The 26,557-nt window shown below is 56.0% G+C and carries 26 protein-coding genes; 17 read left to right on the top strand and 9 right to left on the bottom strand.

Going from position 1 to position 26,557, the window contains the following annotated elements:
- Positions 1-81 precede the first annotated feature (81 nt).
- Positions 82-1,542 carry a MotA/TolQ/ExbB proton channel family protein gene (locus tag AM218_RS12945; RefSeq protein WP_054414267.1) on the top strand — a complete coding sequence of 487 codons (1,461 nt, stop codon included), beginning with the start codon at positions 82-84 and terminating at the stop codon, positions 1,540-1,542.
- A gap of 41 nt (positions 1,543-1,583) precedes the next feature.
- On the opposite strand, the gene AM218_RS12940 is transcribed toward AM218_RS12945, so the two are convergent.
- Positions 1,584-2,273, bottom strand: a complete 690-nt coding sequence (locus tag AM218_RS12940) for a DUF4386 domain-containing protein (protein WP_054414265.1) — start codon at positions 2,271-2,273, stop codon at positions 1,584-1,586.
- A gap of 164 nt (positions 2,274-2,437) precedes the next feature.
- On the opposite strand from AM218_RS12940, the gene AM218_RS12935 reads away from it, so the two are divergent.
- From AM218_RS12935 to AM218_RS12920, 4 genes are all read left to right on the top strand, one after another.
- Positions 2,438-3,121: a hypothetical protein gene (locus tag AM218_RS12935; protein WP_054414263.1), complete on the top strand. Its 684-nt coding sequence runs from the start codon at positions 2,438-2,440 to the stop codon at positions 3,119-3,121.
- Positions 3,122-3,225: 104 nt separating this feature from the next.
- A complete protein-coding gene (locus AM218_RS12930; protein WP_054414261.1) occupies positions 3,226-5,442 on the top strand; it encodes a prolyl oligopeptidase family serine peptidase in 2,217 nt (738 codons plus the stop codon).
- Between the two features lie 96 nt (positions 5,443-5,538).
- Positions 5,539-5,775, top strand: coding sequence for a hypothetical protein (locus AM218_RS12925; protein WP_157547655.1), 237 nt, complete (start codon positions 5,539-5,541; stop codon positions 5,773-5,775).
- 118 nt (positions 5,776-5,893) lie between these two features.
- Positions 5,894-6,397, top strand: a complete 504-nt coding sequence (locus tag AM218_RS12920) for a GNAT family N-acetyltransferase (protein ID WP_054415604.1) — start codon at positions 5,894-5,896, stop codon at positions 6,395-6,397.
- 85 nt (positions 6,398-6,482) lie between these two features.
- Here the strand turns inward: AM218_RS12920 and AM218_RS12915 are convergent, their stop codons facing one another.
- From AM218_RS12915 to AM218_RS12890, 6 genes are all read right to left on the bottom strand, one after another.
- Positions 6,483-6,836 (bottom strand): DUF4286 family protein, encoded by a 354-nt coding sequence (locus AM218_RS12915; RefSeq protein ID WP_231717490.1) that lies wholly within the window; start codon positions 6,834-6,836, stop codon positions 6,483-6,485.
- A gap of 16 nt (positions 6,837-6,852) precedes the next feature.
- A complete protein-coding gene (locus AM218_RS12910; protein ID WP_054414258.1) occupies positions 6,853-7,302 on the bottom strand; it encodes a DUF6526 family protein in 450 nt (149 codons plus the stop codon).
- 99 nt (positions 7,303-7,401) lie between these two features.
- Complete coding sequence (locus AM218_RS12905) at positions 7,402-8,640, bottom strand: MFS transporter (protein WP_054414256.1); 1,239 nt, start codon at positions 8,638-8,640, stop codon at positions 7,402-7,404.
- A 153-nt stretch (positions 8,641-8,793) separates the two neighbouring features.
- On the bottom strand, positions 8,794-9,744 hold the full coding sequence (locus AM218_RS12900; protein ID WP_054414254.1) for a cation diffusion facilitator family transporter: 951 nt from the start codon (positions 9,742-9,744) through the stop codon (positions 8,794-8,796).
- 108 nt (positions 9,745-9,852) lie between these two features.
- Entirely contained in the window at positions 9,853-12,279 is a 2,427-nt protein-coding gene (locus tag AM218_RS12895; protein ID WP_071843788.1) for a TonB-dependent receptor, read from the bottom strand.
- Positions 12,280-12,448: 169 nt separating this feature from the next.
- Entirely contained in the window at positions 12,449-12,811 is a 363-nt protein-coding gene (locus AM218_RS12890; protein ID WP_054414252.1) for a hypothetical protein, read from the bottom strand.
- A 423-nt stretch (positions 12,812-13,234) separates the two neighbouring features.
- On the opposite strand from AM218_RS12890, the gene AM218_RS12885 reads away from it, so the two are divergent.
- Complete coding sequence (locus tag AM218_RS12885; RefSeq protein ID WP_054414250.1) at positions 13,235-13,696, top strand: hypothetical protein; 462 nt, start codon at positions 13,235-13,237, stop codon at positions 13,694-13,696.
- Between the two features lie 137 nt (positions 13,697-13,833).
- Here the strand turns inward: AM218_RS12885 and AM218_RS12880 are convergent, their stop codons facing one another.
- Positions 13,834-14,133: a YidH family protein gene (locus AM218_RS12880; RefSeq protein WP_054414248.1), complete on the bottom strand. Its 300-nt coding sequence runs from the start codon at positions 14,131-14,133 to the stop codon at positions 13,834-13,836.
- Between the two features lie 199 nt (positions 14,134-14,332).
- Between AM218_RS12880 and htpG the strand changes: the two genes are divergently transcribed.
- Entirely contained in the window at positions 14,333-16,165 is a 1,833-nt protein-coding gene (htpG, locus tag AM218_RS12875) for a molecular chaperone HtpG (protein WP_054414246.1), read from the top strand.
- A 132-nt stretch (positions 16,166-16,297) separates the two neighbouring features.
- Positions 16,298-17,251 carry a toxin-antitoxin system YwqK family antitoxin gene (locus AM218_RS12870; RefSeq protein WP_071843787.1) on the top strand — a complete coding sequence of 318 codons (954 nt, stop codon included), beginning with the start codon at positions 16,298-16,300 and terminating at the stop codon, positions 17,249-17,251.
- Between the two features lie 9 nt (positions 17,252-17,260).
- Here AM218_RS12870 and AM218_RS12865 read toward each other — a convergent pair whose 3' ends face one another.
- A complete protein-coding gene (locus AM218_RS12865; protein ID WP_054415597.1) occupies positions 17,261-17,620 on the bottom strand; it encodes a YraN family protein in 360 nt (119 codons plus the stop codon).
- A 131-nt stretch (positions 17,621-17,751) separates the two neighbouring features.
- Here AM218_RS12865 and AM218_RS12860 point away from each other — a divergent pair, with 131 nt between their 5' ends.
- The 9 genes from AM218_RS12860 to porL all read left to right on the top strand — a co-directional run bounded on the left by AM218_RS12860 (position 17,752) and on the right by porL (position 26,521).
- Entirely contained in the window at positions 17,752-18,753 is a 1,002-nt protein-coding gene (locus AM218_RS12860) for a bifunctional phosphoglucose/phosphomannose isomerase (RefSeq protein WP_054414242.1), read from the top strand.
- A 56-nt stretch (positions 18,754-18,809) separates the two neighbouring features.
- Positions 18,810-19,607: a lipoyl(octanoyl) transferase LipB gene (gene lipB, locus AM218_RS12855; RefSeq protein ID WP_082318225.1), complete on the top strand. Its 798-nt coding sequence runs from the start codon at positions 18,810-18,812 to the stop codon at positions 19,605-19,607.
- Positions 19,608-19,614: 7 nt separating this feature from the next.
- Complete coding sequence (locus AM218_RS12850; protein ID WP_054414239.1) at positions 19,615-20,031, top strand: hypothetical protein; 417 nt, start codon at positions 19,615-19,617, stop codon at positions 20,029-20,031.
- A 70-nt stretch (positions 20,032-20,101) separates the two neighbouring features.
- Positions 20,102-21,157 carry an MraY family glycosyltransferase gene (locus AM218_RS12845; protein ID WP_071843786.1) on the top strand — a complete coding sequence of 352 codons (1,056 nt, stop codon included), beginning with the start codon at positions 20,102-20,104 and terminating at the stop codon, positions 21,155-21,157.
- Positions 21,158-21,170: 13 nt separating this feature from the next.
- Positions 21,171-22,340 carry a DUF4271 domain-containing protein gene (locus tag AM218_RS12840; protein ID WP_071843785.1) on the top strand — a complete coding sequence of 390 codons (1,170 nt, stop codon included), beginning with the start codon at positions 21,171-21,173 and terminating at the stop codon, positions 22,338-22,340.
- Between the two features lie 95 nt (positions 22,341-22,435).
- The gene (locus tag AM218_RS12835; RefSeq protein WP_054414235.1) at positions 22,436-23,269 is read left to right on the top strand and encodes a uroporphyrinogen-III synthase; all 834 of its coding nucleotides are present in this window, start codon (positions 22,436-22,438) and stop codon (positions 23,267-23,269) included.
- Between the two features lie 124 nt (positions 23,270-23,393).
- Positions 23,394-24,386: a PorP/SprF family type IX secretion system membrane protein gene (locus tag AM218_RS12830; RefSeq protein ID WP_054415591.1), complete on the top strand. Its 993-nt coding sequence runs from the start codon at positions 23,394-23,396 to the stop codon at positions 24,384-24,386.
- 240 nt (positions 24,387-24,626) lie between these two features.
- A complete protein-coding gene (gene porK / locus AM218_RS12825) occupies positions 24,627-25,646 on the top strand; it encodes a T9SS ring complex lipoprotein PorK/GldK (protein WP_054414233.1) in 1,020 nt (339 codons plus the stop codon).
- 110 nt (positions 25,647-25,756) lie between these two features.
- Positions 25,757-26,521, top strand: coding sequence for a type IX secretion system motor protein PorL/GldL (porL, locus tag AM218_RS12820; RefSeq protein WP_231717488.1), 765 nt, complete (start codon positions 25,757-25,759; stop codon positions 26,519-26,521).
- Positions 26,522-26,557: the final 36 nt, after the last annotated feature.

The raw sequence follows: 26,557 nt of genomic DNA, 5'->3' as shown, positions 1-26,557 counted from the left end.
ACGAAAAGAACCACCCCTGACCCCTCCTTGACAAAAGGAGGGGAACTAGCTTTAAAGAATAGCTTGTAGTTTCGTAGCACTATGCTTGAAATCATTCTCGAACTGGTTGTTGTACTGGTTATAGTAGGGCTGCAGATACGTGAGTTTCTGCTAACCCGGTCCCGCGCGCGGCGGCTGGAACTGCTGTATCCGGAGCGTAGCGCCCTGCGCGTGGAGCGCCGCCTGGTAACGCCCGATGGGCGGGATATGCCGGATTATGCCGCCGATGCCCCGGCCGATTCCTTTGTAGCCGACCTTATTAAGGCCGACCCGGCCACGGACGACTTCCGCGACATTCTGCTGGATACCAACGAGTACCTGCGCCACAACAAAGGCGCCGCCGCCGACTTCGATATTCTCAAGGATATATCGGAGCGGCGCAGTGAGGTACTGACCAATGAAGTGCAGTCGGGCGTGGCTACGCCGCTGTATCTGGGTTTGCTGGGTACGTTTCTGGGCGTAATTCTGGGCCTGGTGGGTATTGCCCGTAATGGGGTGGCCGATGAAAATGCCCTGACACCCTTCCTGACCGGAGTGCTGATTGCCATGGCCGGCTCCTTTGTGGGGCTGCTGCTCACGCTGCTGGGCAATGGCCTGGTGCGCCGGGCCCGCAAGGTGGTAGACGAGCGCCAGAACCAGTACTACACTTTCCTGCAGGTGAAGCTGCTGCCCATTCTGCACTCAGATATGGCCGGCTCGCTCACCAACCTGAAAGCGGTGCTTGATGCCTTCAATCAGGATTTCGTGGGCAAAGTCACGCTCTTCGAGCCCATTCTGAACACCATTACCGAGAACATCCGGGTGCAGCGCGACTTTTTGGTGAAGCTGGAGGAAATTGGCTACGACCGGATGGCGCAGGCCAACCTGGAAGTGTTTGATAAGGTGCGGGAGTCGGCGGAAATGTTCGGGCAGTTTACCGGCTATCAGCAGAAGCTGAACCAGATGCTGGCCGAGGGCACTAATACCGCCCACAGCGTGGCCGGCATTCTGGACCGTTTGCGCGGCTTTGAGCGCGGCATCAATGACTTGGGCCAGTACATTGGCCAGAACGATAACCTCATCCAGCACCAGCTCGACTTTTTCCAGCGCCACCAGAAGGAAATGGACGCCCTGCGCGGCCGCACCGAGCAGTACTTCGACCAGGCCTCCATGTCGCTGACGGACCTGATGCAGAAACGCCTGCAGTACCATGAGCGCGACGCCCAGCAGGCCTACGAGAAGTGGGGCGAGTACTTCCAGCGCATCAACCAAGACAACGTGTTTGAGCGCATCATGCGCCAGCTGGACCCGCTGAAAAGCGTGGATGCCAGCCAGCAGGCCCTCAGCCGCGACGTAACGGCCACCCAGCGCGAGCTGCTCCGCAAAGTAGAGCTGGATTCTCAGATTCAGGCCAAGCTGCTCGCGGAGTTATCGAACCTGAATACCGTACTGGTGAAGGCCACCGCGAAGAATCGTTTTCAGCGGTTTATGGATAAGCTGTTTGGCGGAGTGCAGCCGCAGTAAGCAAGTATTCCCAGAAGGGTACTCCAGACCAGCATTTGTTGCTAGAGCGTTTCCGGCAATCTTCTCCATCGAACGAGGAGCCAAATCATAAAGAGGATTTCACCATAAAAGGTATACATGGCAAAGTCAATGTTCAGATCGGGCGCGAGGTAGGGCCGTAGGCTGGTCAGGATATAGCCTGCGCCGGTAATCATTAAGGCAAAGCCCAGTAGGCGGGGAATGTAGGTTGATTTTACCACCAGATAGCCCAACAGCACGAGGTGAATACCGAACAGGATGAGCCCCAGATACCAGTGATTTTTAAAGGCCCTGAGGTACACCATGGATAAGGCGTACAGCTGGTCTTTGGCAAACAGCGTCAGGTATTCGGGAGCAGTAATCAGCCGGAAGCCGGTTACCAGGTTGTTGAGGGCTACCAGCGCCAGAATGGTATATACCAGCCGAAACCCGGCGGTAAGTTGTGCCAGGGCCTTACTAACGGGCTTGCATAATAAATACAGTGACCAGCTTAGCACCAGATCCAGAATAAACGTGAAGAAATAAGCGAAGATGCCCGCGGTAAAAAGTCCTTTGTGCGCCAGAATATTCTGGGCAGTTTCCGTGGCTTTGTAGGGAACTACCAGCTTGGGTAAGACATACATTTCGGCAAAAGGGGCCGCGATAACCGAGCCCAGCAGCGCTAGCCCCGTAATAAGTGCTGCCTTGCGTAGAGAAAAGGAGATGTTTGACATACCAAAGAGAAATAGGGCGAGAGGTAATGGGGCAGATGCAACGCCCGGCGTAGGAGTTGCCCTGCTTTGCGCCGAATATTAAAATTATTATTGTGGCATCAGCCCGACTCGTGTAAATGGCCGACCAGAATATCAGCCTGCAAGTCCAATAAAGTCAGCTACTCATGAACAGCTCCTCCAAACGCGAATCCAACGACTTCTTCTGGCCCAGCTATGTGGACCTGATGACGTCCCTATTCGTGGTGATGCTGGTGCTGTTTGTGTACAGCTTCAAGCTTTTCAAGGACCGGGAGCGGGAGTTGAAAGATGCCAACGGCGAGCTGAAAGCCAAGGCCATTGAGCTGGAGCAGATAACCCGAATCCGGGAATCATTACGCCGGCTGGAAGGCCAGTACTTCCGCTACGACCCGCAAAATGAGCGCTACGAGCTAAAGCTGGACGTGCAGTTCAAAGCCGGCCGCGACGAAATTCAGGAGCGCGACAAGCCCGCGCTGCTACGGGCCGGGCGCCTGCTGCAGGACCGCCTGCGCAGCCTGAGCGCCAGCTCCCGGGGCCAGAATGTGCGCTACCTGGTCATTGTGGAAGGCATGGCTGCGCGCTACCTCTACGATGAAGCCCGCACCAAGCGCGACGAGCAGTTTGCCTACCAGCTCAGCTACCGCCGCGCCCTGAACCTGCTGAACCTTTGGTCGCAGAACGGCTTAAATTTCAACCGGGACCAAAGCATTGAGCTGATTATTGGCGGCAGCGGCTTTTATGGCACCGGGCGCTACCCGGCCAGCCGCGAAGGCCAGAATAAACGCTTCCTGATTCAGGTAATTCCCAAGGTGGGCCGCATGCGGGCCTAAGCTCCCAACGGCGCAGCCCAGGAAAATGCGCCCGGGCTACTACCTTAGTGGCCTCCTCTTTTCGGCTGCCTTCTCCCGGCTTATCCTTACTCGTTCCTGATGCTATGAAGACCAGTACTCTTTGCCTGCTTACGTTGTCTGCTTTAACTGCCTGTAGCCCGTCCCGGCCGCTCGGCCAGACCACTGCTTCCTCTACATCTTCAGAAACTGCCGTGTCTACCACTACCAGCTCTCCGGTTTCGCGCCACAAGCTTGTTTATCCCACTCCCCGCAAAAGCAACCAGACCGATGACTACCACGGCACGTCCGTAACGGATGCCTACCGGTGGCTGGAAGACGCGGACTCGCCGGAAACTAAGGAGTGGGTAACGGCTGAAAACAAAGTCACCTTCGGGTATCTGGACAAGATTCCGTTCCGGGATAAAATTCGGGAGCGGCTCACCCAGATCTGGAACTATGAGCGGTACGGCATTCCGCAGCAGGAAGGCGACTACCTATATTTTCAGAAAAACGATGGCCTGCAAAACCAGGCTGTACAGTATGTGCAGAAGGTAGGGGAGGAGAAAGAAGAAGTCCTGCTCGACCCCAACAAATTCTCCGCCGATGGTACCACGGCCCTGGCCGGCACCTACTTTTCCAACGACCACCGCTACATGGCCTACGCCACCTCCGGCGGTGGCTCCGACTGGCAGCAGCTCAAAGTAATGGACCTGAAAACCCGCCAGCCGCTAAAAGATGAGCTGCAGTGGGTGAAGGTTTCCGGCGCCGCCTGGGACAAGGACGGGTTTTACTACAGCCGCTACGATGCCCCCAAAGCCGGCGAAAACAAGCTTTCCGGCAAAAACGAGTTTCACAAAGTATACTACCACCGCCTGGGCACCGACCAAAGCGCCGACAAGCTGGTATACGAGGACAAAACCATGCCCCTGGGCTTCCGCTACGCTGGTACCACCGATGATGAGCGGTTTCTGATTGTCTACCTCACCGATGGCAAAGCCGACGGCAACCGCCTGCTGGTGCGCGACCTGAAAGCCGCGAAGCAAGCGGGCAAGTTCACGGCAGTAGGCAGCACCTACGAGTACCATACCTCCGTGGTGGGCAACATTGATGGCAAGCTGCTGGTGCATACCAACTACAAAGCGCCCCGCTTCCGCCTGGTCCTTATCGACCCCGCAAAACCGCAGGAAACCAACTGGAAAGACGTACTCCCCCAAACCGCCGATAAGCTGGAAGAAGTATCGCAGGTGGGCGGCCGCCTGATTGCCTCTTACCTGCATGATGCCAGCAGTCTGGTGAAAGTATACTCGGAAAAAGGCGAGTTTGAGCGCGACGTCACCTTGCCGGCTATTGGCACCGCCAGCGGCTTTCATGGCCGCCACGAGGATAAGGAGGTATACTATGCCTTTACCTCGTTTGCTTACCCCACCACCATTTACCGCTACAACGTGGCCAGCGGCGAAAGCACGGTGTTCCGTAAGCCCAAAGTAGATGTGAACCCTGATGACTATGTGGTGCAGCAGGTGTTCTACGCCAGCAAAGACAAGACAAAGATTCCGATGTTCATTGTGCATCGGAAAGGCCTGAAGCTGGATGGCCAAAATCCCACCTACCTCTACGCCTATGGTGGTTTTAACGTGTCGCTCACGCCCAGCTTTAGCGTAACGCGCATGCTGTGGCTGGAGAATGGCGGCGTACTGGCTATTCCTAACCTGCGCGGCGGCGGCGAGTACGGCGAGGCCTGGCACCAGGCCGGCATGACGCCCAACAAGCAAAATGTGTTTGATGACTTTATTGCGGCCGCTGAGTATCTCTCCATTCAGAACTACACCAACCCTGATAAGCTGGCCATTGCCGGCGGCTCCAACGGCGGCCTGCTGGTAGGCGCCATCATGACGCAGCGCCCCGAGGTTGCGCACGTGGCCTTCCCGGCCGTGGGCGTGATGGATATGCTGCGCTACCAGAAGTTTACCATCGGCTGGAACTGGGTGCCGGAATATGGCTCTTCCGACAACTACGCGCAGTTCCAGAATCTCTACAAGTTCTCGCCCCTGCACAACCTGAAACCGGGCGTCAACTACCCCGCCACGCTCATCACCACCGCCGACCACGACGACCGGGTAGTGCCCGCCCACTCCTTTAAGTTTGCCGCCACGCTGCAGGAAGTGAATTCGGGTCCTAATCCCCAACTCATCCGCATTGACGTGAATGCCGGCCACGGCGCGGGCAAGAGCACCAAGCTGCTCATTGATGAGTGGACTGATATCTGGTCGTTTGCGTACTACAACATGGGCCTTAACCCCTACGGCCGCGTGCTGAAGTAGCCCCGGCCGCCTTACTTTCCCTTTATGGCTTTCCGGGTGGGCTTTGTATCTTGCGGCCCCAAACTCGAACCTGCCTCGCTTTTTCAAGCTGATACAATGAAAAAAACGCTTTTGCTCCGTCTGCTGGCCGCCGCTTCCCTGACGCTCACGGTGTCGTCGTGCAGCAATCCTGATTATCAGAAGAACGATGAGGTAGTTGATTCGCCGCTGCCCCCGCTGCCGGCTGCCGCCGCAGGTCAGGACTCTGCCGCTGCCGCTGAGGCTGCCGCAAAAGAGGAAATCAACGCGGTGAATGCCACCAATGCCATCAAAAAGATGCAGCCCCAGATGTAATTTCCAGGGTTCTGAATACAAAGCAATGAGCAATGGCCCCCAGGAGCTGTTGCTCATTGCTTTTTCAGCCCAGGCCGTAACTTGCTTTCTCTCCTTATTTCTCTTGATTTCTCTTGCTATGACTACCATTCGCCGCGGCACCGAAGCCGACCTGCCCCGCGTGCGGGAGCTTATTCTGGAACTGGCCGAGTATGAGCGCGCCCCCGACGAAGTAACTACCACCCTGGAGGATATGCGCCGCGACGGATTCGGCCCCCAGCCTATTTTTGGCTTCTTCGTGGCCGAAACGCCCGAGGCCGGTATCCTGGGCATTGCACTGTACTACACCGCTTACTCCACCTGGAAAGGCCGGATGCTGTACCTGGAGGACTTGGTGGTAACCGAAGCCGCCCGCGGTATGGGGCTGGGCAAGCTCTTGTTTGATGCCGTGGTAGCCGAGGCACGTGCCACCGGCGCCCACCGCCTGAAGTGGCAGGTGCTGGAGTGGAACGAGCCCGCCATCGGCTTCTATAAGCGTATCGGCGCCAACCTGGACCCCGAATGGCACAACGGGAACATGTCGGCGGCAGAGCTGCAGGCCTATGTCTGCCACCCGGCCGTAGAAGCGGCCGTACGGGGTTAAATTAGATGGATTAATCTATCAGCAAAAGACCGCTCCTCTGCAGAGGAAGCGGCCTTTTGTTTTGGTGTCTTGTAGAAAAACAGCCTTAGTCCAGTACTTCCAGCGTGGTGCGGAAAGAGGCATAGCGTCCGGCAAAGTGCTTCTCCATATCGGCGCGCAGGGCAGGGGCGGCTACTTGCTGATATTCTTCCAGCTGCTCCAGGCTTATGCAGTAGTACTGCGCCGCATAGGTAATGCCGTTGTCTTCCTCATTGAGGAGGCGGCAAAGCTGGCTTTTCAGAAAGAAGCCGGTTTCCATCACCTCCGGCATATGGGTGTCGCGCATATAGGCCACCCACTGGTCTTCAATTTCCGGGTCGAGGCTGCTGGTTACGTTGTAGAGAATCATGAGAAAGCGGAAAGGAGGAATACGCTTGCCGGCGGCTAGGGCTGCCGGCAAGCCGCAAAGATATTTCTCAGACCCGCATATTATCGGGCTGAAGCAGATTGATACGCTCGTTTATAGCGGCCGGGGAGAGTTTTTCGCGGATGACGGCCTGCACCAGGCCGGGCAATTCGGCGTCGCTTGCGTAGCGCATGGCGGCTATCTGCTTGAAGGTGAGCTGCTGCTCAATGGGCTGAAAACTGTCGCGGGTAACTTCGAAATACCGCTGCCGCATTTCCAGGCGAATGATGCGGTCCTGCAGCGTGAGGGCGTAGTGCTGGCGCGTCATTACCAGCAGTCCCAGCAAAATAAAGGACAGGGCCGCCAGAGAAAACCACAGCCGGGCATCATTATTATTCGTGCCGGCTACGAGGGCATAGTGCCGGCCCGTGTAAAAAGCCATGACCAGCGCCGCCGGAAACAGGATAAAATGGTGGGGTGCGTACCAGCGAATCGTGCGCCGGGGGGAGGAGGGGGCCATGACTAAAAATGGAAAAGAGACGAAGCTGACTCCAGGTCGGGGCCGGAAATGAATACTGGTTTGGCTGTGGAAAGTTTACCCGTGGGCTACTCTCATGGGTTATTCATAATAATCCAGCTCTTTGCCATAGCTCTCGGGCAGAGTAGCCACAGCCCACACCGCCACTAGGAGTACAATGGCCGCCAGTGTGGCGGCGGCCCCAACCAGCGTGAGCGGACCTTTCAGCGCCTGAAAAGCCAGGGTCATAGGCACCACCGAGCCCCGCACAAAGTTGGGAACCGTGGTGGCCACCGTGGCGCGCACATTGGTGCCAAACTGCTCCGCTGCAATGGTTACAAATACAGCCCAGTAACCGGAGGCCAGGCCCAGGGCAAAGCAAACCGCATATACCGTGCTGAGCGTGCTGCCGCGCAGCGTAAACAGATACACCACAATCAGCACCGCACTTAGGCCCAGAAACACCAGCATCACCCGGTTGCGGCTGCGCCAGCGCTGGGAAAGCCAGCCGGTCAGGAAGTCGCCAAAAACCAGCCCGAAATAGCACCAGAATACGCCCTTGCCTGCCGATACCTCCCCGCTGATGCCCAGCTCGCGGCCAAACTCCGGCGCAAAGGTGATGAGGATGCCCACCACAAACCACAGCGGAATGCCCATCAGAATGCATTTGAGGTATTTCTGCAGCCGCTCCTTGTTGGAGAACAAGCTCAGGAAGTCGCCCCGATGAATGTGAGCAGCCGCGGCGGCTTTTTCAAACATACCCGACTCAAATACGCTCACGCGCAGTATCAGCAAGGCCAGGCCCAGCCCGCCACCAATGAAATAGGCCGTGCGCCAGCCAAACTGCTCGCCCACCCAATACGCCAGCATGGCTCCGGATACGCCCACAGTGGCCACAATCATGGTACCGTAGCCGCGCTTTTCCTTGGGCAGCACCTCGCTGACCAGCGTAATACCCGCGCCCAGCTCGCCGGCCAGGCCAATGCCGGCAATCAGCCGGAGAGCGGCGTACTGCCACAATTCCTGCACAAAGCCATTGGCAATATTGGCCAGCGAGTACAGCAGAATCGACCCGAAAAGCACGGTTAGCCGGCCCCGTTTGTCGCCCAGTATTCCCCACAGAATGCCGCCTACCAGCATGCCGGCCATCTGCATGTTCAGCAGCAGTACGCCTTGGTCCAGAATGGCGGCATCGACTATGCCCAGCGCTTTCAGGCTGGGAACGCGCACAATGCTGAACAGCACAAGGTCGTAGATATCCACGAAGTAACCCAGGGCGGCTACTACCACGGCCGCGCTCAGCAGGGAGGCGTGCCGGGCAGGCTTTTCAGACGAAATCAATTGCACGAAAAAGAAAGTGGGGTGGAGGGATAGGGGAGGGAAACCGGGTTTGGCCTGTCGAGATAAGCAGATTTTTTCAAACCGGCCCGCTGTAAACATAAAAAGCCGCTTCAGCGGGGAAGCGGCTTTTTAGGAAAAGGAAGAAAATCAGGCTCAGCTACTGACTGTGTTACCGACTGTGCGGACATCGCACACATCGGAAACGCAGCCGGTAGAGGAGGCTTCTTCAATCTGAATGGTGGCGTGGCCAATGCTGAACTGATGCTGCAAATCGTCCTGCAGTTGGTGCAGAAAGGCGTTATCATGGGGGAAGCCCGGCCGCACCAAATGAACCGTAAGGGCCGTTTCCTGGGTGCTGAGGGGCCACACATGCAGGTGGTGCACCTGCTGCACGCCCGCCTGCGCCAGCAGGAAGCGCTGCACGGCGTCCAGGTCTATATTATTAGGCACGGCCTGCAGGCTGAGCTGCATGGTTTCGCGCAGCAGCCCCCAGGAGCCGAAGGCCACAATGCCCAGAATAATGAAGCTGATGGCCGGGTCGAGCCAGAGCCAGCCCGTCCAGTACACCAGCGCCCCGCCCGCTACCACGCCCACTGATACCAGCGCATCAGTGAGCATGTGCAGGTAGGCGCCGCGCACGTTCACGTCGCCACTCTGGCCCCGGCTAAACAGCCAGGCCGTAAACCCATTCACTGCAATACCAATACCGGCCAGCAGCATTACCATCTGCCCATTCACCGGGGCCGGGTGCCGCAGGTGGTCAATCGTATCCCAAAGAATAATGCCCAAGGCCACATACAGCAGGGCCGCATTCACCAGGGCCGCCTGAATGGTGATGCCTTTAAAGCCATAGGTGTAGCGGGCCGAAGTTGGCCGCTGAGCCAGCAGCATTGCGCCCCAGGCCAGGGCCAGGCTCAGTACATCACTCAGGTTGTGGCCCGCATCAGAAAGCAGGGCCGAGGAGTTGGCCCATAGCCCGCCCGCGGCTTCAGCTGCCACAAAAGCCAGGTTCAGGGCAATGCCCCAGCCAAAAGCCCGCCCGTATTGCATGGGCGCCGCTAAGCTATGCTGGTGGTCGTGTCCGTGATGATGCGCGTGCGCCATTTGGTATGGTAAAAGGAGAAAAGCGGAGGGTTGAAAAGCAGGAACGCTAAGCTACTTAAACGGAAGTCCGCTACGCCCGGCTGTAGCCGCTCACCCGCGGCCGCCTTTTTACTCTCCGGTATTCATGGTCCAGGCCAGCGGCACCACCAGCTTTACACTCACATTGCGGCCCATATTAAACACGCCGGTGCGGCCATTGGCTGGGTTGTACGCCGCGTATTTCAACCGGCTGAGGTGGCTCTGGTACCCTACATCCAGCAGGTTGTTGCCCGTCAGGTACAGGGAAAACAGCGTTTTGCCTTTGGCGTTTAGCACATCGGAGCCCAGACCGGCATTCAGAAGCGTGTAGCCAGGGGTGCGGTTTTCCGTTTCATAAGCGGAGAAAAAGCGGTTTTGGGCGAAGGTGTATTCTACCCCCAGCCGGGCATAGAGGTTGGCCAGGCGCGAGGTGCCCACCTTTCGGAAGTTCACGCGCAGCTCCGACTGTAGCCGGTCGGCGGGAATCAGGGGCAGGAAGCGCAGGCTGTCGGGCTGGTTTAGCTGCACGGCCCGCACCATAGAAAAGCTGTTCTCGAAGTGCAGCCAGTCCAGGGGGTGGGGGTGCAGATCCAGGGTGATTTCGCCGCCGGCCAAGCGGGCGTTGCCCTGGCCGTAGCGGAACACCGGGTCGCCATCCACGGAAACTGAGTCGGCTAGCCGGGTGGGGAAAACGTAGTTCTGGATGCCGTTGCGGAAGGCATCCACGGTCAGCCCAACGTGGTCGGAGGTGAAGCTTACGCCACCGTCCAACTGCAGGCTGGTTTCGGCTTTCAGGTTGGGGTCCCCGATTTCGTAGCGAATGGTGCCCTCGTGAATGCCGTTGGAGCCCAGCTCGGCTATGTTAGGGGCCCGAAAGCCCCGGGAAGCATTGGCTTTTAATACTAGGTTTTCGGTGAGGCTGTAGGCGCCGCCCACGCTGCCGGACAGGTTGCGGAAGTTGGAGGTGAAGTCCATGAACTTCTGCTCTCCTTCCGGAGCGGGCACCGGCTCCTCATTCGCCCCCAGATACAGCGCATCCGCCGAGATATGGCGCAAATCGTAGCGCAGGCCGCCGCTCAGATCCAGCGCCCCGAAGGATTTTTTGGTGACGGCAAACACGCCGCCATCCAGCAGGCGGTAGGCCGGAATCAGAAATTCCTGGCCTTTGTTTACGTTTTCCTGGCGCATGCCGCTCAGGCCTACTGTGGTGTTCCAGCCGTTCGTCTCGGGCAGGAAATAGCGCAGGGCATAGTCAAGCGTGCGCAGCTGGAAATACAGGCTGGGGTCGGTGGGCGTTTCCACCTCGCCGTATTCGCGCCGCAGGTTCTGCTGCCAGCCCACATTCAGGGTGAGCCGGTGCTGGCCAAAAATCAGGTTGTTTTCGCTGCCCACACGCAGGTGATTGATGCGCTGATAAGGCACGGCAATAGCGTAGCCGAGCAGGTCTTCGTCCGGCACCGTCACATAGGGCTCATCGGCCGGCCCAATGCCGGGACGCACAAAGCGGCCCGTGCCGGGGTCCCGGTCGCCTTCCACCAAACCAATGCGCTGGTTGAAGGAGCTGAAGGTGAGGTGGGAGTAGCCCCAGCTTTTGTTGAGGCCCACGTAGCCATTGCCATTTAGCTCCCGGAAACCGGAGTTGAAAACGCGCCCGTCGTAGCGGTTCTGGTAGTTACCGGCCACTTTGCGGCTGCCGCGCACCAGCCAGTTAAAGCCGTGGCGGTTGCCGGCATTCATTAAGGAGTAGCCTTGCTGGTGGTTATTGGTCTGGTAGCCGGCGGCAGCTTCCAGCAGCACTTTGCCGTCGTCCACGGGGTCGGGGGCTAGGAAGTTGACTACGCCGGCCATGCCATCGGAGCCATAGAGCAGGCTGCCGGGGCCTTTAATCACCTCAACGCGGTCAATGCTGTACTCGTCTATTTCAATGCCGTGCTCATCGCCCCACTGCTGGCCTTCCTGCTTGGAGCCATTATTCAGGGTGATGACGCGGTTGCCGCCCAGCCCCCGAATAACGGGCTTGCTGATGGCGGCGCCGGTGGTAATCTGGGAAAGCCCCGGCGTGTGCGCAATGGCATCCACGGCATTGGTAGCGGCCGACTGGTTCAGGCGCGCATGGTCAATAACAGACGTGGGTACCGGCGAGCGGCGCATTTCCGTGCTGGCCGATACGCCCGTGACCACCACCTGCCCAATTTCGGTATCGGCGGGTGTAAGGGCTATTTCCAGCGGAGTGGTGCTGCCGGTTTCTACGGTTCGCACTACCGTGCTGTAGCCAATAAAGCGCACCTGAATCAGGAAGCGCCCGCGGGGCAGGTTGTTAAAGCGGAAAGTGCCATCGGCGGCAGTGCTGGTGCCCTGCTTGAGGTCGGGGAACAGAACGGTGGCGCCGGGCAGCGGCTCCTGGGTGCGCTGGTCCAGCACCCGGCCGGTAACGGGCGCCGTGGTTGGCTTTACCTGCGCCACAATAGAGCTGCTCAGAAGCAAGCAGCCCAGCAAAAAAAGAAGTATTCGGGCCATATAGAATGGACGGATAGCAAAAATCAGGAAAAAGGAAATGGATGAGCGTACGCTCGGGCAAAGCCGGCGTTGTCTCGCACCGGCTTACCGCATAAGCAAGACGGTGGTAGCAGCAGAGCGCCCTATTAAGGCGTAGCCTGAATTAACAACCCGAAGGCGGTGCGGCTGCTTAGGAAATAAGGCGCGGCGCGGTTGGCGGTGGCCCCCGCAGCTGAATGCTGATGATGCGGCTTACCGGCCGCTGCAACACCCATATAGCCCGCTGACTGGTGCCATAGGCTACCGCCGGCGGGGGCAGTTCCAGCGGAAGGGCCGGCTGGAAGGCGGCTGAATAAAACTGATCAATGGGGCAGTGCTGGTGCTTGGTAGTCAGCACTGCCTTTGGGCGGGCACCCTGCTGATGAGGTGCAAAGGATACTTCTTTGTGCGTGTGCTGGTGCGTGTGCAGCGCCAGAATCCAGGAATCGGGCAGCAGTACGCGCAAAAAGCACAGCAGCAGCCAGAAAGCCAGCCGGGAACGAGTAGAGCGCACGTCTATTAGAAACCTCACAACAAATCAAACATACTGACTTTCCGGCAGTAGGCGGAAGGACAAGGACGAATATATGGCCAAGGAGTTGCCCGGTAAGACTCACAAAAGCATAACCGCCTCATCATCTTGCAGTAACACTCTGGCAGTACTTTTGTATTGTACTCTGGTATAACCCCTGCTCCATGAAACGATTTACCCGCTTTTTGCTTCACCGCCTCGCCGTTCGCATCCGTCCTTCGGCCCCGACGGCTAACCCTAAGGATGAACTTTTTGTGTAAATAATAGCCCTATTCGGCTATCTTAATAGGAGTAAAATTCTATTGATTTTGACTTATTGTCTTTTCGACGAATTCATGTTCCAGTCCTAAAAGCGGCCCGTATTTTTGCCTCATCAGTGAGGAGAGAAATTACGTGCCGCCCAGGATGATATTTACCCGCAAATCCCTGTATTTACAGTACCACGAGCCTCTGAAACTACTGCGCTGGCAGTGGCAGGGGCCCCTCAGCCAAGCCCGTTTTGAGGAGGCTTTTCAGGAGCTGCTGTTCATTACCCTGCACTATGATGTGCAGCGCTGGATGGCCGATACGCGCGGCCTGCCGCCCCTGGGGCCGCAGGAGCAGGCCTGGCTCAGCGAGGAATGGCTGCCGGAGTTTGGACTGAATACCGCAGTGCATCATCTGGCTCTTATTCTGCCCGATAGCCTGCACAACCAGCTGGTACTGGAAAGCGCCCTGCACGAAGCCCATCAGTATGACTGCGGCTTAATTCAGTTCTTCAGCTGCGCGCCGGCAGCGCTGGATTGGCTGGCACATAGCCCCGGCGAGGCTGAGATGCTGGAACACCAGTGGCAGACAAGCCTGGGAGCCCGCAAACAGGTTGCCTAGCCTTTGCTTACTCCTTTTTAGGAACCCTGCCCGTACGCGGCCGGGTGGCAGGGCGTATGGGCTATAGTGCCAAATGAACCGGCTGCTCTCAACCGGATAACTCCTGGTAGCCTGTTAGTATAATTATATAATGGAAATTAAGCGGCTGCCGGATTATCCGGGAGGTTTTCCGTGGCGTCCTGGCTCATATGGGCCGTTTTTTGGCGGTAGCGCAGCCAGCCGCCTACTATCACGCCTACTCCTATAGGTACCAGCGCCACGCCAACCCACACAAAGAAGTTGTCCCGGAAAAATTGAATCAGGGAGAACCCCGCTACTATCAGCGTCATGGCGGTGCGCACGTAGGCCAGCATGGTGCGCTCGTTGGCCATATGGGTGCGCTCCAAGGCCATTAACTCACGAAAATCACGGCGGGAAACGGTGCGGAACGGGGCCATGGGAAACAAGCAGTACGGTGGATAGAGCGGAACGTTATCTGTACATACGCAAAGCAGTATAGTCGAGGTTTGAGAATGTCAATCTGACAGCGGGGCCGAGCGTGGAACGTGTTTTGAAGCGCGGTGCCGGACAGCGTTAACCTCCCTGGGGGCTGGCGTTTCGTCCGGTTTTTTAGTTTCCACCCTTTGCCAAAGCGTTATGCAAGAGAAAGGTAGCATCTCGATTCATACCGAGAATATCTTCCCCATCATCAAGAAATTCCTGTACTCCGACCACGAAATCTTCCTGCGGGAGCTGACGTCCAATGCCGTGGATGCCTCCCAGAAGCTGAAGAGTCTGGCGCAGCTCGGCGAGTTCAAAGGCGAGCTGGGCGACCTGACCGTGAAGGTGAGCCTGGACAAGGAAAAGCGCACCATCACCATCTCCGACCGGGGCCTAGGCATGACGGGCGAAGAAATCAAGAAGTACATCAACCAGATTGCCTTCTCCGGGGCCACCGAGTTTGTGGAGAAGTACAAGGAGAAGGATGCCACGGCCAAAGACCAGATTATTGGTCAGTTTGGTCTGGGCTTCTACTCGGCGTTCATGGTAGCCAAGGAGGTGGAAATCTTCTCCAAGAGCTACAAGGAAGACACTGAAGCCGCCCACTGGGTATGCGACGGCAGCACTGAGTTCAGCCTGGATACCGCTGACAAGGCTGACCGCGGTACCGATGTGGTGCTGCACGTAGCCGACGACTCCGACGAGTTCCTGGAGCCGGCCCGCCTGCGCACCATCCTCACCAAGTACTGCAAGTTCCTGCCCATCCCCATTGAGTTCGAAGGCGAGGTTATCAACCAGACGGCCCCTATCTGGACCAAGCAGCCCTCGGAGCTGACCGACGAGGACTACACCAAGTTCTACCAGGAGCTGTATCCTTTCTCGGAGGCGCCGCTGTTTTGGATTCACCTGAACGTGGATTACCCCTTCAACCTGACGGGTATTCTTTACTTCCCCAAGGTGAAGGACGAGCTGCAGTTTCAGCGCAACAAAATCCAGCTCTACTCGCGGCAGGTGTTCATTACCGATGAGGTGAAGGACGTGGTGCCCGAGTTCCTGATGCTGCTGCACGGCGTAATTGACTCGCCCGATATCCCGCTGAACGTGTCGCGCTCCTTCCTGCAGGCTGATGCCGCGGTGCGCAAAATCAACACCTACATCACCAAAAAGGTAGCCGACAAGCTGGCCGAGCTGTTCCGCAAGGACCGCGCGGGCTTCGAGGAGAAGTGGTCGGATATTGGGCTGTTCGTGAAGTACGGCATGCTCTCGGATGAGAAGTTCTACGAGAAGGCCAAGGACTTTGCCCTGGTGCAGAACGCGGCCGGCAAGTTCTTCACCCTGCCCGAGTACCAGGAGTTCATCCAGGCCAACCAGAAAGATAAAAACGAGCAGACCGTGGTGCTCTACACCACCGATGCCGAAGCCCAGCACAGCTTCGTTGAAGCTGCCCAGGACCGCGGCTATGACGTGCTGAACCTGAACGGCCCGCTCGATTCCCACTTCATTGGCCAGCTGGAGCAGAAGCTGGAGAAAACCACCTTCAAGCGGGTGGATGCCGATACCATCGGTAAGCTCATTGAGAAGGCTGAAACCACGGAAAGCGTCCTCAGCGACGACGAGAAAACCAAGCTGCAGGAGGTGTTTGCCAAGGCCATCAACAACGAGCAGATGCACGTGCAGGTAGAAGCCCTGTCGCCGCAGGATGCCCCGGTTATTATTACGCTGCCCGAGTTCATGCGCCGCATGAAGGATATGCAGCGCACCGGCGGTGGCGGCGGCATGCAGATGTTCGGCTCCCTGCCCGACTCCTACACCGTAAGCGTAAACGCCAACAACGCCGTAACCCAGCGCGTGCTGAAAGCCTCTGAGGAGGACGCCAGCCGCTTGGCCCGCCAGGCATTTGACCTGGCGCTGCTGGCCCAGGGCATGCTGAAAGGTGAAGCCCTCACGGCTTTCGTGAAGCGTAGCGCCGAGCTGCTGGCCGCGGAATAAGCGCCACGGCTTAAGTAAAATCCTAAACCCTGACCAGCCCCATGGCGCTAGTCAGGGTTTTTTGCTTTCTGGCGAGGGCACCAAATCCGGCTATATTTACGTTCGATGCTCCGTATCCTGTCTGTTCTTCTGATGCGCCCATTCCTTTCGTCGGTGGGGGTGGGGCTGCTCCTGATGGTGGCGGCCTGTTCGCCCAAAACCGTTTCCTTCTCCAGCAAGCCCGAGCAGCCCCTGATGGCCGCCGGCCTTGATACGCTCACTACCGCCAGCGACACCACCAAAGCGCCGTCGTTGCTGGCTCGGGCGGGGCTTACCAAAGAGCAGGAAAAGAAGGCCAAGGAGCAGGAGAAAGCCAACCAGCGCAAGCCCAAGAAGAAAAAGAACGTTTTCCTGGGCGAGCCTATCAAGAAGGGCTACACGAAATCAGGCCCCAAGGGCAAAAACCAGGTTATCGAGATTTTCTACTACCTGAAAAACTTCCAGCAGCCCAACGCCTACGCCCCGGCCCGCTACTACTTCAATCAGCGCAAAGGCAAAATATTTAAAGCCTCCGGCGAGCTGGACCCCGCCAATGATAAAGTCCTGCACGGCCCCTATAAGAAGCTGCAGGGCGGCAAAGTGGTAGAAACCGGCTTTTACGCCGTGGGCACGCGCCACCTGCGGTGGGAGAAATACAACAAAGAGAACATCCTGCTGAGCAAAACCCACTATGAAATGGGTTTCCCGCGGGATGCGGTTATCTCTTATTATGATGCCGACCGGAAGCAGATAAAGGAAGTGGTGCCCTACGAAAACGGCAAGCTGGAAGGCGACTACGTGCGCTTTCTGGAAAACGGCAAGCGCGACTGGGACGGGCAGTTTGAAAACGGCAAGAAAGTAGGGGAGTGGACCAAATACTGGGGTTTCCGGAACACCAAGGACCGCCGCCACTACGTGTACCAGTATGGCGAAACCGGCTACGACCCCGAAGTAACTGAGCCGGAGCTGATCCGGGAGTATAACCGCAACTCGGTGCTGATTTACGAGAAGGGTAAGCTGGATAAGCGCGACCAGCCCGACCTCTCCCGGCCCGGCGCCAAGAACTAAGGTCGCGCCTCAGTAAAAGGCATCCTCAAAGTGCTCGATGCGGAAGCCGGTGGCACCGGGCGTCACGGCCAGAATATCAAAGCGGATGTCGCCGGTCCAGTTTAGCTCTTCCTGCAGCTGCTCGGCCGCCAGCCGGAAAAGCTGCTGCTTGCGGGCGGTTACAAACGTTTCGGGGTAGCCAAACTGGCTGGAAGAACGGGATTTTACCTCCACAAACACCAGCAGCGTGCTGCCCTGGCGCACTATCAGGTCTACTTCGGCGCGGCGGTAGCGGTAGCCGCGTGCCACCAGCTCATAGCCGAGCGTAGCCAGGTAAGCGGCGGCGGCCTCTTCGCCTGCCCGGCCCAGCGTATGAGCAGCAGTGGTCATAGTTAGCAGAATAGAGTGTTGCTGGGCCTCCATACAGCCTGGGGTATAAAAGCAGGCTGTAGGCGGCTATAAATTGGCGTTGGGTCTAAAACTAGTACCTTTGCGTGTTTTCCGCGAAATTCCAGATACTTATGAAGACACTTGTCGAGCAGTTTAACGAGCAAATGAAGGACGCCATCCGCATCGGACAGGCAAGCCAGATTACGATAGAGAAAAAGGCATACCGCAATGTGGTCATTGCCGGCATGGGCGGATCAGGCATTGGCGGCAGCGTTGTGCAGTCTATTTTGCTTGATAAGCTGCCGGTTCCCGTGTCGGTAGTGAAAACCTACAGCATTCCCGGCTTTGTAAATCAGGATACCCTGTTCATTGCCTGCTCTTTCTCCGGCAATACCGAGGAAACGCTGGCCGGAATGGAAGAAGCCCAGCAGAAAGGTGCTGTAATTGTGTGCGTAACCACTGGCGGCGAAATGCTGAAGCTGGCCCGGGAGCGCAAGTACCCTACTATCGTATTCCCCGGCGAAACCAAGAAGCCCCGCGCTAACATCGGCTACTCGGCTTTCCAGCTCTTCTTTGTACTGGAAGCTGCCGGCCTGATTGATAACTCTTACCTGGCTGATCTGCACGAAGCCGTTTCGATTGTAGAAGAAACCGAGGCTGCCGTACGCGAAGAGGCTCAGGTAATTACTGAAGCCCTCTACGACAAGCTGCCCATCGTATATGGTGATGCCCTGTTGGAGTCTACGGCCGTGCGCTTTCAGCAGCAGGTAAACGAAAACTCCAAGCAGCTGTGCCACGTGAACAGCTTCCCGGAGATGAACCACAATGAAATTGTGGGCTGGGAATTCCCCACTAAGATTCTGCGCGAAACTACCGTACTCTTCCTGCACTCGGCCTTCGACCACAAGCGTGTGGCCCAGCGCATGGAGCTCTGCCGCCCCGTATTTGAGGCCCAGGGTGCCAAAGTGCTGGATGTAACCGCCAAAGGCAAGTCCCTCACCGCTCAGGTTTTCTATCTGATTCACCTGCTGGACTGGGTAAGCATTTACCTGGCTGAGAAAAACGGAACCGATCCGGCTCCCGTGAAGGTGATTGACAAGCTGAAAAACCAGCTGTCGGCTCAGCCAGCCTAAGCTGACCTTGAGAGACAGCAGCCCGTAATTCGGGATTGGCGTTAGATTTTCCCGGCATGGATTCTTTGTATAGTTCCTGCGCTATTACCAGCCCCGCTCCGGCCTCCTTGGCCGGAGCGGCGGCGGCAGTGCCGGGCCAGAACCGGCAAATCCGGGTCGAGCGCCTGGATCTGGTGGATTACGAGTCTGCCTGGGCCTATCAGGAACAGTTGCTGGCCGCGGCGTTGGCGGTTAAAACCCGCAACCGGCTGGCCGCTGAATCCGGTGCGCCGTTGGAGCTTACGCCCAACCACCTGCTGCTGTGCCAGCACCCCCATGTGTATACGCTGGGCAAAAGCGGCAAGCCCGAGCATCTGCTGCTCGATGAAACGGCTTTAGCCGCGCACGGCGCCACCTTCCACCGCATCAACCGCGGCGGCGACATCACCTACCACGGCCCCGGCCAGCTAGTGGGCTACCCCATCCTCGACCTCGACAACTTCTTCACCGACATTCACCGCTACCTGCGGGTGCTGGAAGAAGCCGTTATCCTGACCCTGGCCGAATATGGCCTGTCGGCCGGCCGCATTGCGGGCCTTACGGGCGTGTGGCTGGGTTTTGAGGAAGGTGTGGCCAACCCCCGTAAAATCTGCGCAATGGGCGTGAAATGCAGCCGCTGGGTCACCATGCACGGCTTTGCCCTTAATGTTAACCCTGATCTGTCGTATTTCGGCCATATCGTGCCTTGCGGTATCACCGATAAGGCCGTAACCTCGCTGCAGCAGGAGCTCGGCCATGCAGTGTCGATAACAGAAGTAGAAAACCGACTGTTGCCCCATTTGGCCAACTTATTGCAGGCCAATTTGATCAGCTAAGCCCCTTATGAAAGACGATATAATCTTCGATCCGGTAGAAGGTGTTTCGGTGGCCATAGTGCCCGATGAGGCGGCTGCCACCGAAGAAGGCAAGCAGGGCTGGCAAGTATATTTGTTGAATCATAACGATTTCCCGTTGCGCAACGTCATTGTAAGCTCCAACGGCTACGGGGTGCAGCCCAACGGCGAATCGGTGCGCACCTCCACGCTGCGCCACGTAATTCTGGAAGTAGAGCCGCACACCGCCGTCCCCATTGAGCCCATTGACCCGGATCTGTTTCATCTGAATAATCAGTATTGGGTGAGCTACTATCGGGGCTCGCAGATTTTCGATAAGAAGTTCATTTTCGTTCCTGATTCCATTGTCCCTGAAAACCTTACCCGCATTGCCCTTCTTCAACGGGAAGGTGTTCTGCATAGCTAAGCTTCAGGATTTCATTCGCCAACCAAGCACCGGGCTTCTAGCGTAATTGCTTAACTTCGGGCCCTGCCATATGACTGCATTAGGTATTTCGCTGAGTCTCTCGTTTCTGTGGGCATTTCTGGTGGCACTGTTCGCGGTGCCTTCCATTATTTACATTGCCCACCTCAAGAATATGCTCGATGCGCCCAACCTGCGCACGGTGCATGAGTCTTTGACGCCCCGCCTGGGCGGAGTGGCCGTATTTGCCGGCTTCATGTCGGCGCTTACCATTTTCGGAAACCTGGAGAATGGCGTGCAGCAACTGCTGGCAGGCTGTATTGTGCTGTTTTTCGTGGGGCTCAAGGATGATCTGGTTAGCATCTCCGTCTCCAAAAAGTTTGTGGGCCAGCTGCTGGCTACCGGAGTAGTCATGATTATGGCCGACATCCGGATTACCAGCTTTCAGGGCATACTGGGCATTCAGGAACTGCCCGTCGGCATTAGCTACGCTATTACGTTTGTGGCTATTGTGGGCATCACCAACGCCATTAACCTGATTGATGGCCTGGATGGTCTGGCGGGTACCATTGTGTTGATCATTGTAAGTACCTTGGGTTATTTCTTCCTGCGCTACGGCGGCGAGCGATACGGCAACTACGTGTATGTTTCCGTGTGCGTAATTGGGGGGCTGATGGGTTTCCTGCGCTACAACTTCCACCGGGCTTCCATTTTCATGGGCGACACCGGCTCCCTGGTGTGCGGGTTCATTGTGTCAGTGCTAACCATCCAATTCATTGAGATGCGGCAGCCTTTTCCGGAATCGGCTCCTTCCGTGGCGGCTGGTATTCTCTTTGTGCCGCTGTTTGATACCCTGCGCATATTTATTGTGCGCATGATGGCTGGCCGCTCCCCCTTCTCACCCGATAAAAACCACGTGCACCATCGGATTCTGGCCATGGGCTTTCAGCAGATCAGCACCGTGCTGCTGCTGGCCCTGCTGAATCTTCTGGTGATTCTGTTTGTTATCAACTTTGCTTACCTGGGCAATACTTTGCTGATAGTGTACCTGGTGGCCTTCTCAGTAGCGTTGAGTGTGTTTCTGGGCGTGTACCAGAGCCGTAGCGCCCGGCAGCGGGTGGCTTCTTAAAACAGATAATATAGTGCCAACGGGGCGTCATCGGTGGTGGTGGGCAGTAGCAGTAGGAATACTGCTGCTGGGGCGCACAGCATTGGCCGCCGAGTATCGACCGTTGCCGCCCGCCCCGCAGAAGGGCCTCACCAACGACTGGCTGATTTATAATCCTGCCCAGAACCGGCTGACGCTCTACCTGCCCGATTATCACGCACCTGCCCATGCTTACTACCAGTGGGTAAGTCTCAAGTCGGGGCAGCCGGTGCCTATTACCTTCACGGCCCGGCAGAACCTGAGCCTGTTTCTCGATAACCGGCTGGTATTCACCGCGCCGGAATCCGGGGTGTTTTCCCTTGATCTGGCCCGGTTAATTCCGGCGGGCTCACCGGCAGCCCGTCATCTGTTGTGCATATGGCACCCCGATGAATCGCCTACTTACACCTCGTTTGTAAATGCGGTTCCGCAGCCGGCCATCCAGAAGGGCAGAGCGGCTAATGCTCTGTTACCGCAGGAGCGGGTACCGGGCCCGCAGAATGTGTACATCGTGTTTTTGCTGCTGATCGGGCTGGGCTACGGCAGCATCCGGGCCACCTACCGCCCCGGCTTTACCCGCATATACCAGCTGAGCAACTTCTGGAGTAAATCCTCCACGGACCAGGACTTTCTGATCAAGCCCACCATCACCTGGCTCAACCTGGTGCTGGTGCTGGTGTTTTCCCTATCCTTTGCGCTGCTGCTGGTAGCTATTCATACCAGTGTGCAAAACGTGCCCATTATCCGGCGCATCTTCAACGTACCGGAGTCGGCGCTGGTGGTGCGGGTGTTGCTGTATACCGGCCTGATTGCGGCGTTCGTGCTCCTGAAATACCTGTACCTGCAGGTAATGGGCTATATTTTCGATGTGTCGGGGCTGGTGATGGTGCAGTACCGGGAGTTTATCCGCACCATTCTGCTGATGGGCCTGGTGTTGCCCTTTGTGATGCTGCTCTACCTGGCCCTGAACTCCTCCGCCCCCTCCATGGTGCTGTGGGTTTCTAATGGCGTGGTTACCTTACTATTACTGGTAACGGTCCTGCGCATCGGTAGAACCCTGAATCAACGAACCCCGCTCCTAAATCTGCATTTGTTTTCGTACCTTTGCGCCACAGAAGTCCTGCCTTTTATTGTGCTGCTCAAAATCATCGTTTTTCCTTATTAATCAAGGGGTTATTGGTGACACATAGTTGTCAGTATTAGTTTTAGCACCTCACGGTTCCTCCTTATAGCCCTAGATTTACGCTCTTTTTTTTTACTATGGCCGAAAGCAAAGATATCCCGGGGACTGGCCGTCACGCCAAGCGCATCTCCAGCATCCTTGTCACCCAGCCTAAACCCACCGGCGACGTTTCCCCTTACTTCTCCATTGCTGAGAAATATGGCATTACAGTTGATTTCCGGGAGTTTATTCAGGTAGACCCGGTGTCTTACAAAGACTTCCGGAAGGAGAAAGTCAACATTTTGGAGCATACGGCTATCATCTTTACCAGCCGCAATGCCGTCGACCACTTCTTCCGCATTTGTCAGGAGGCCAAGATTGAAATGCCCGCCGAGATGAAGTATTTCTGCATCTCGGAGCAGACGGCCAATTACCTGCAGAAGTATATTGTGCTGCGCAAGCGCAAGCTGTTTGTGGGTAGCCGCACCGCCGCCGACCTTTTTGACGTGATTAAAAAGCACAAAGGCGAGAAGTTCCTGTATCCCTGCTCCGATATCCGCAAGGATGATATTCCGGAGTTCATGCGGGCCAATAACTTCAAGTTTACGGAAGCCGTCATTTACCGCACGGTAGCCAGCGACCTGTCGGACCTGTCGGATGTAAAATACGATTGTATTGCCTTCTTCAGCCCTTCCGGTATCAGCTCGTTGTTCATCAACTTCCCTGATTTCGTGCAGGACGGCACTCGTATTGCCGCTTTTGGGCCAACCACAGCCAAAGCTGTTGTAGATGCCGGCTTGGAGTTAGACATTCAGGCTCCTCATCCTAACGCACCTTCTATGACGGGTGCAATTGAGCAGTACATCCTGTATCACTCGGGCGGAGCCGAGCATAGCAACACAAAAAGTAAAGTAGGTAAACCGGGCAACTAGTTTGCTCGTTGAGGCAGAGGAGCCTGCTTGCAGGCTCCTTCTCTTTTGCGTGACGTTTTTTTGTTACATTTGGAAGAGAAGAAATCCAGCCCAAATTATCTCCTACTTCTATTCGGTTGCAATTATGAAGGGTTCAGTACTCACTGTTCTTCTGCTGTTTATAGCGGCCGGCATTGCCTTGGGGCAACAGCAGCCTCAGTTTACTCAATATGGCTTTAATGGGATGTACCTCAATCCGGGGTATGCCGGTGTAAAAGGATATGGTGAAATAACTACAATAGGTCGATATCAATACGTAGGATACAATGCTACCGTAGATGCTGGGGGCTCTCCCCAAACCTATCTGCTTTCCGCATCCGTTCCTGTCAAATTTTTGCGCGGCGGCTTGGGTATAAATCTTTACAAAGATAAAATTGCCGAAACGGACGTTACCTCGGCTAATCTATCGTATTCGTATCATCTGAAGATTGGTGAGGGGACTTTAGGCCTCGGAGTACAAGGGATACTCACCAATATTCATCAGGGTAATTTCCGTCCGGCCGAGCCGAATGACCCCGCCGTTCCTGTTGAAAGCTCAGATCGTAAGATTGATGCTGGAGTAGGCGCTTGGTATGAAACGGAGAAGCTTTATGCTGGGTTAAGTGTGAATAACTTATTACGATCTGAGTATAAGTTTCAAAACTATCGTGGAGTAGTAGATTCAGCCAGTGTGATTGGCGAAAACCACGTCTATTTGACCGGCGGCTATAATATTCAGGCAACTTCTTCCGTTGTTGTTACGCCAACGGTACTGGTAAAAATGGTGTTGCCAGGTAAAGTAGGAGACTCAGGTAAGTTTGCGCAGGATAAAACATCCTTTGAGCTGGGCGCCAGGGCCACCTTCAATGACAAGTATTGGGGCGGAGTTGGCTACCGTTTTCAGGAGTCTTTCAACGCATTGGTAGGGGTAAGTTTCGCAAAAGATAACGCATTCAAAGTGGGCTATGGGTTTGATTTTATTGCATTCAACCAAGATGCCCGTGCATTGAGCTCTCATGAAATAATGCTTTCTTATCGGCTGCCCAAGCCTAGTAATATTCTTCGCCCCGCAATTCGCACTCCGCGCTATAGCTTTTAGGACTTGTACGTATATTAGGCGTACTGATAGGGTAGGGTTGATTTAACCCAATACATTCCCTCAGTGCGGGTGCAAGAAGTTGAACTACTTCGATTTATCCGGTGTAAATAGGGTTTCGCAGACAAGTTGGTAATGTTAAACGAATAACTTGTTTGCGTTTGTTTAAAGTACTAAATTTGCCAGCTGCAAAAATTGTAATCTTTGGTTATTGCCTCCTAGTAAGTCTTTCGGTTCCTGACTATGAACAAGCTTTTCGTATTGCCTCTCGTTGCCATGTCGGCACTGCTCCTGGGAGGGTGTGGTTTTGGTAAAGGGCCTCAGGGCGACCTATACGGCTCCGAGGATCGGCCTGAATTTAACCCCCAGGAAGTTCCTTATGGCATGGTACCCTGCCCCGGTGGAACCTTCCACATGGGCCAGACTGACCAGGATATTTCTGCCTCTATGGTGAACATGAACAAGCAGGTAACTATTGCCGGCTTCTACATGGATGAAACCGAAATCACCAATAATGAATACCGTCAGTTCATGGATGCTATCCGGCAGGATTCCATCGATGTGCTGGGCGAAGAGTATGTAATGACCGAACTCTACCCAGACACAACAGTTTGGGTACGGGACTTCACCTACCATATGGGTGACCCGCTGATGGAGTATTACTATACCCACCCCGCGTTCGACGATTATCCTGTGGTAGGGGTAGACTGGTTTGCTGCCAAGTATTTCTGCAACTGGCGCACCAAGCACAAGAATGCCTCCAATGAAGAAGTGGGTCTGGCACCAACGCCAAACTTCCGTCTTCCCTCGGAAGCTGAATGGGAGTATGCCGCCCGTGGCGGCCGCGACCTGGCTACTTATCCCTGGGGCGGTCCTTACCTGCGTAACTCCAAAGGCTGCATGCTGGCGAACTTCAAGCCCGGCCGTGGCGACTATGCCTCCGATGGCTATGCTTACACCTCACCGGTAGGCGCCTTCTTCCCGAACGATTTCGGCCTGTATGACATGTCCGGCAACGTATCGGAGTGGTGCGATGATGCCTACATGGAGGCCTCGGTACCGGTAGTATGGGATTTGAACCCTACCAACCCCGATGATAATGAACCCCGCAAAGTAGTGCGTGGCGGTTCCTGGAAAGACATTGCCTACTTCTTGGAGACAGGTGCCCGTAACTTCGAGTACCAGGATTCAGCCCGTTCTTATATCGGTTTCCGCACAGCCATGATTCAGATTGGCATGGGCACTAACAACGCTCTGAACTAAGCCCTCTTTCGTTCCAACTTATTTAGTGTTTTAACAACCTTCACCTTTTCTTTTTCAACAACACAAGTACAATGGCACAAAAAGGCGGCAGTTTTCTATATGACGTATTAATGCCGAAAATTTACGGCATTGGGGCAGCAGTAGTTATCGTGGGAGCATTGTTCAAAATTGAACACTGGGCTGGCGCTGACTTGATGCTGATTGTGGGCTTGAGCACGGAAGCTGTTATCTTCTTCCTGAGCGCCTTCCAACCCCAGCACAAAGAGCACGACTGGTCACTGGTATATCCTGAGCTGAGCGAAGGCTACGACCCTTCCACCGGCAACCCCAGCTTCTCTACGGACAATGGCAAAGGCCTGACCCGCAAGCTGGACGATATGCTGAAAGATGCTAACGTAACGCCCGAGGCTATTTCTTCGCTGGGTCAGGGCCTGAACCGCCTGAGCGCCACCACGCAGCAGCTGTCTTCGCTGGGTGAAGCTACCAACGTAACCGACGAGTACACCGCTAAGGTTCGTACCGCTGCTAACTCGCTGGAGCGCATCAACGAAGCCTATTCGAACACGGTAGAAGCCATTACGGCTATGTCGAGCGCTACTTCTGATGCCAAGGAATACCATCTGCAGGTACAGAACGTAACCAAGAACCTAGGTGCGCTGAACGCTGTGTATGAAATGGAGCTGCAAGATGCTAACACGCACTTGAAGTCCATGAACAAATTCTATGGTACGTTGAGCCAGGCCATGGAAAATCTGACCGAAGCCGGCAAAGAAACCGAGCAGTTCAAGCAGGAAGTAACCAGCCTGACCACGAACCTGAACTCCCTCAACCGCGTGTACGGCAACATGCTGAACGCTATGCGTGCTACCAGCTAAGCTAGCTGAGTAGTAAGAGCATTAAACGTTTCAGTT

The sequence above is a fragment of the Hymenobacter sp. DG25A genome, from assembly GCF_001280305.1.
Taxonomy (GTDB): domain Bacteria; phylum Bacteroidota; class Bacteroidia; order Cytophagales; family Hymenobacteraceae; genus Hymenobacter.
Note: the sequence above shows the minus strand (reverse complement) of the source record. Positions and strands in the feature narration are given on the sequence as shown.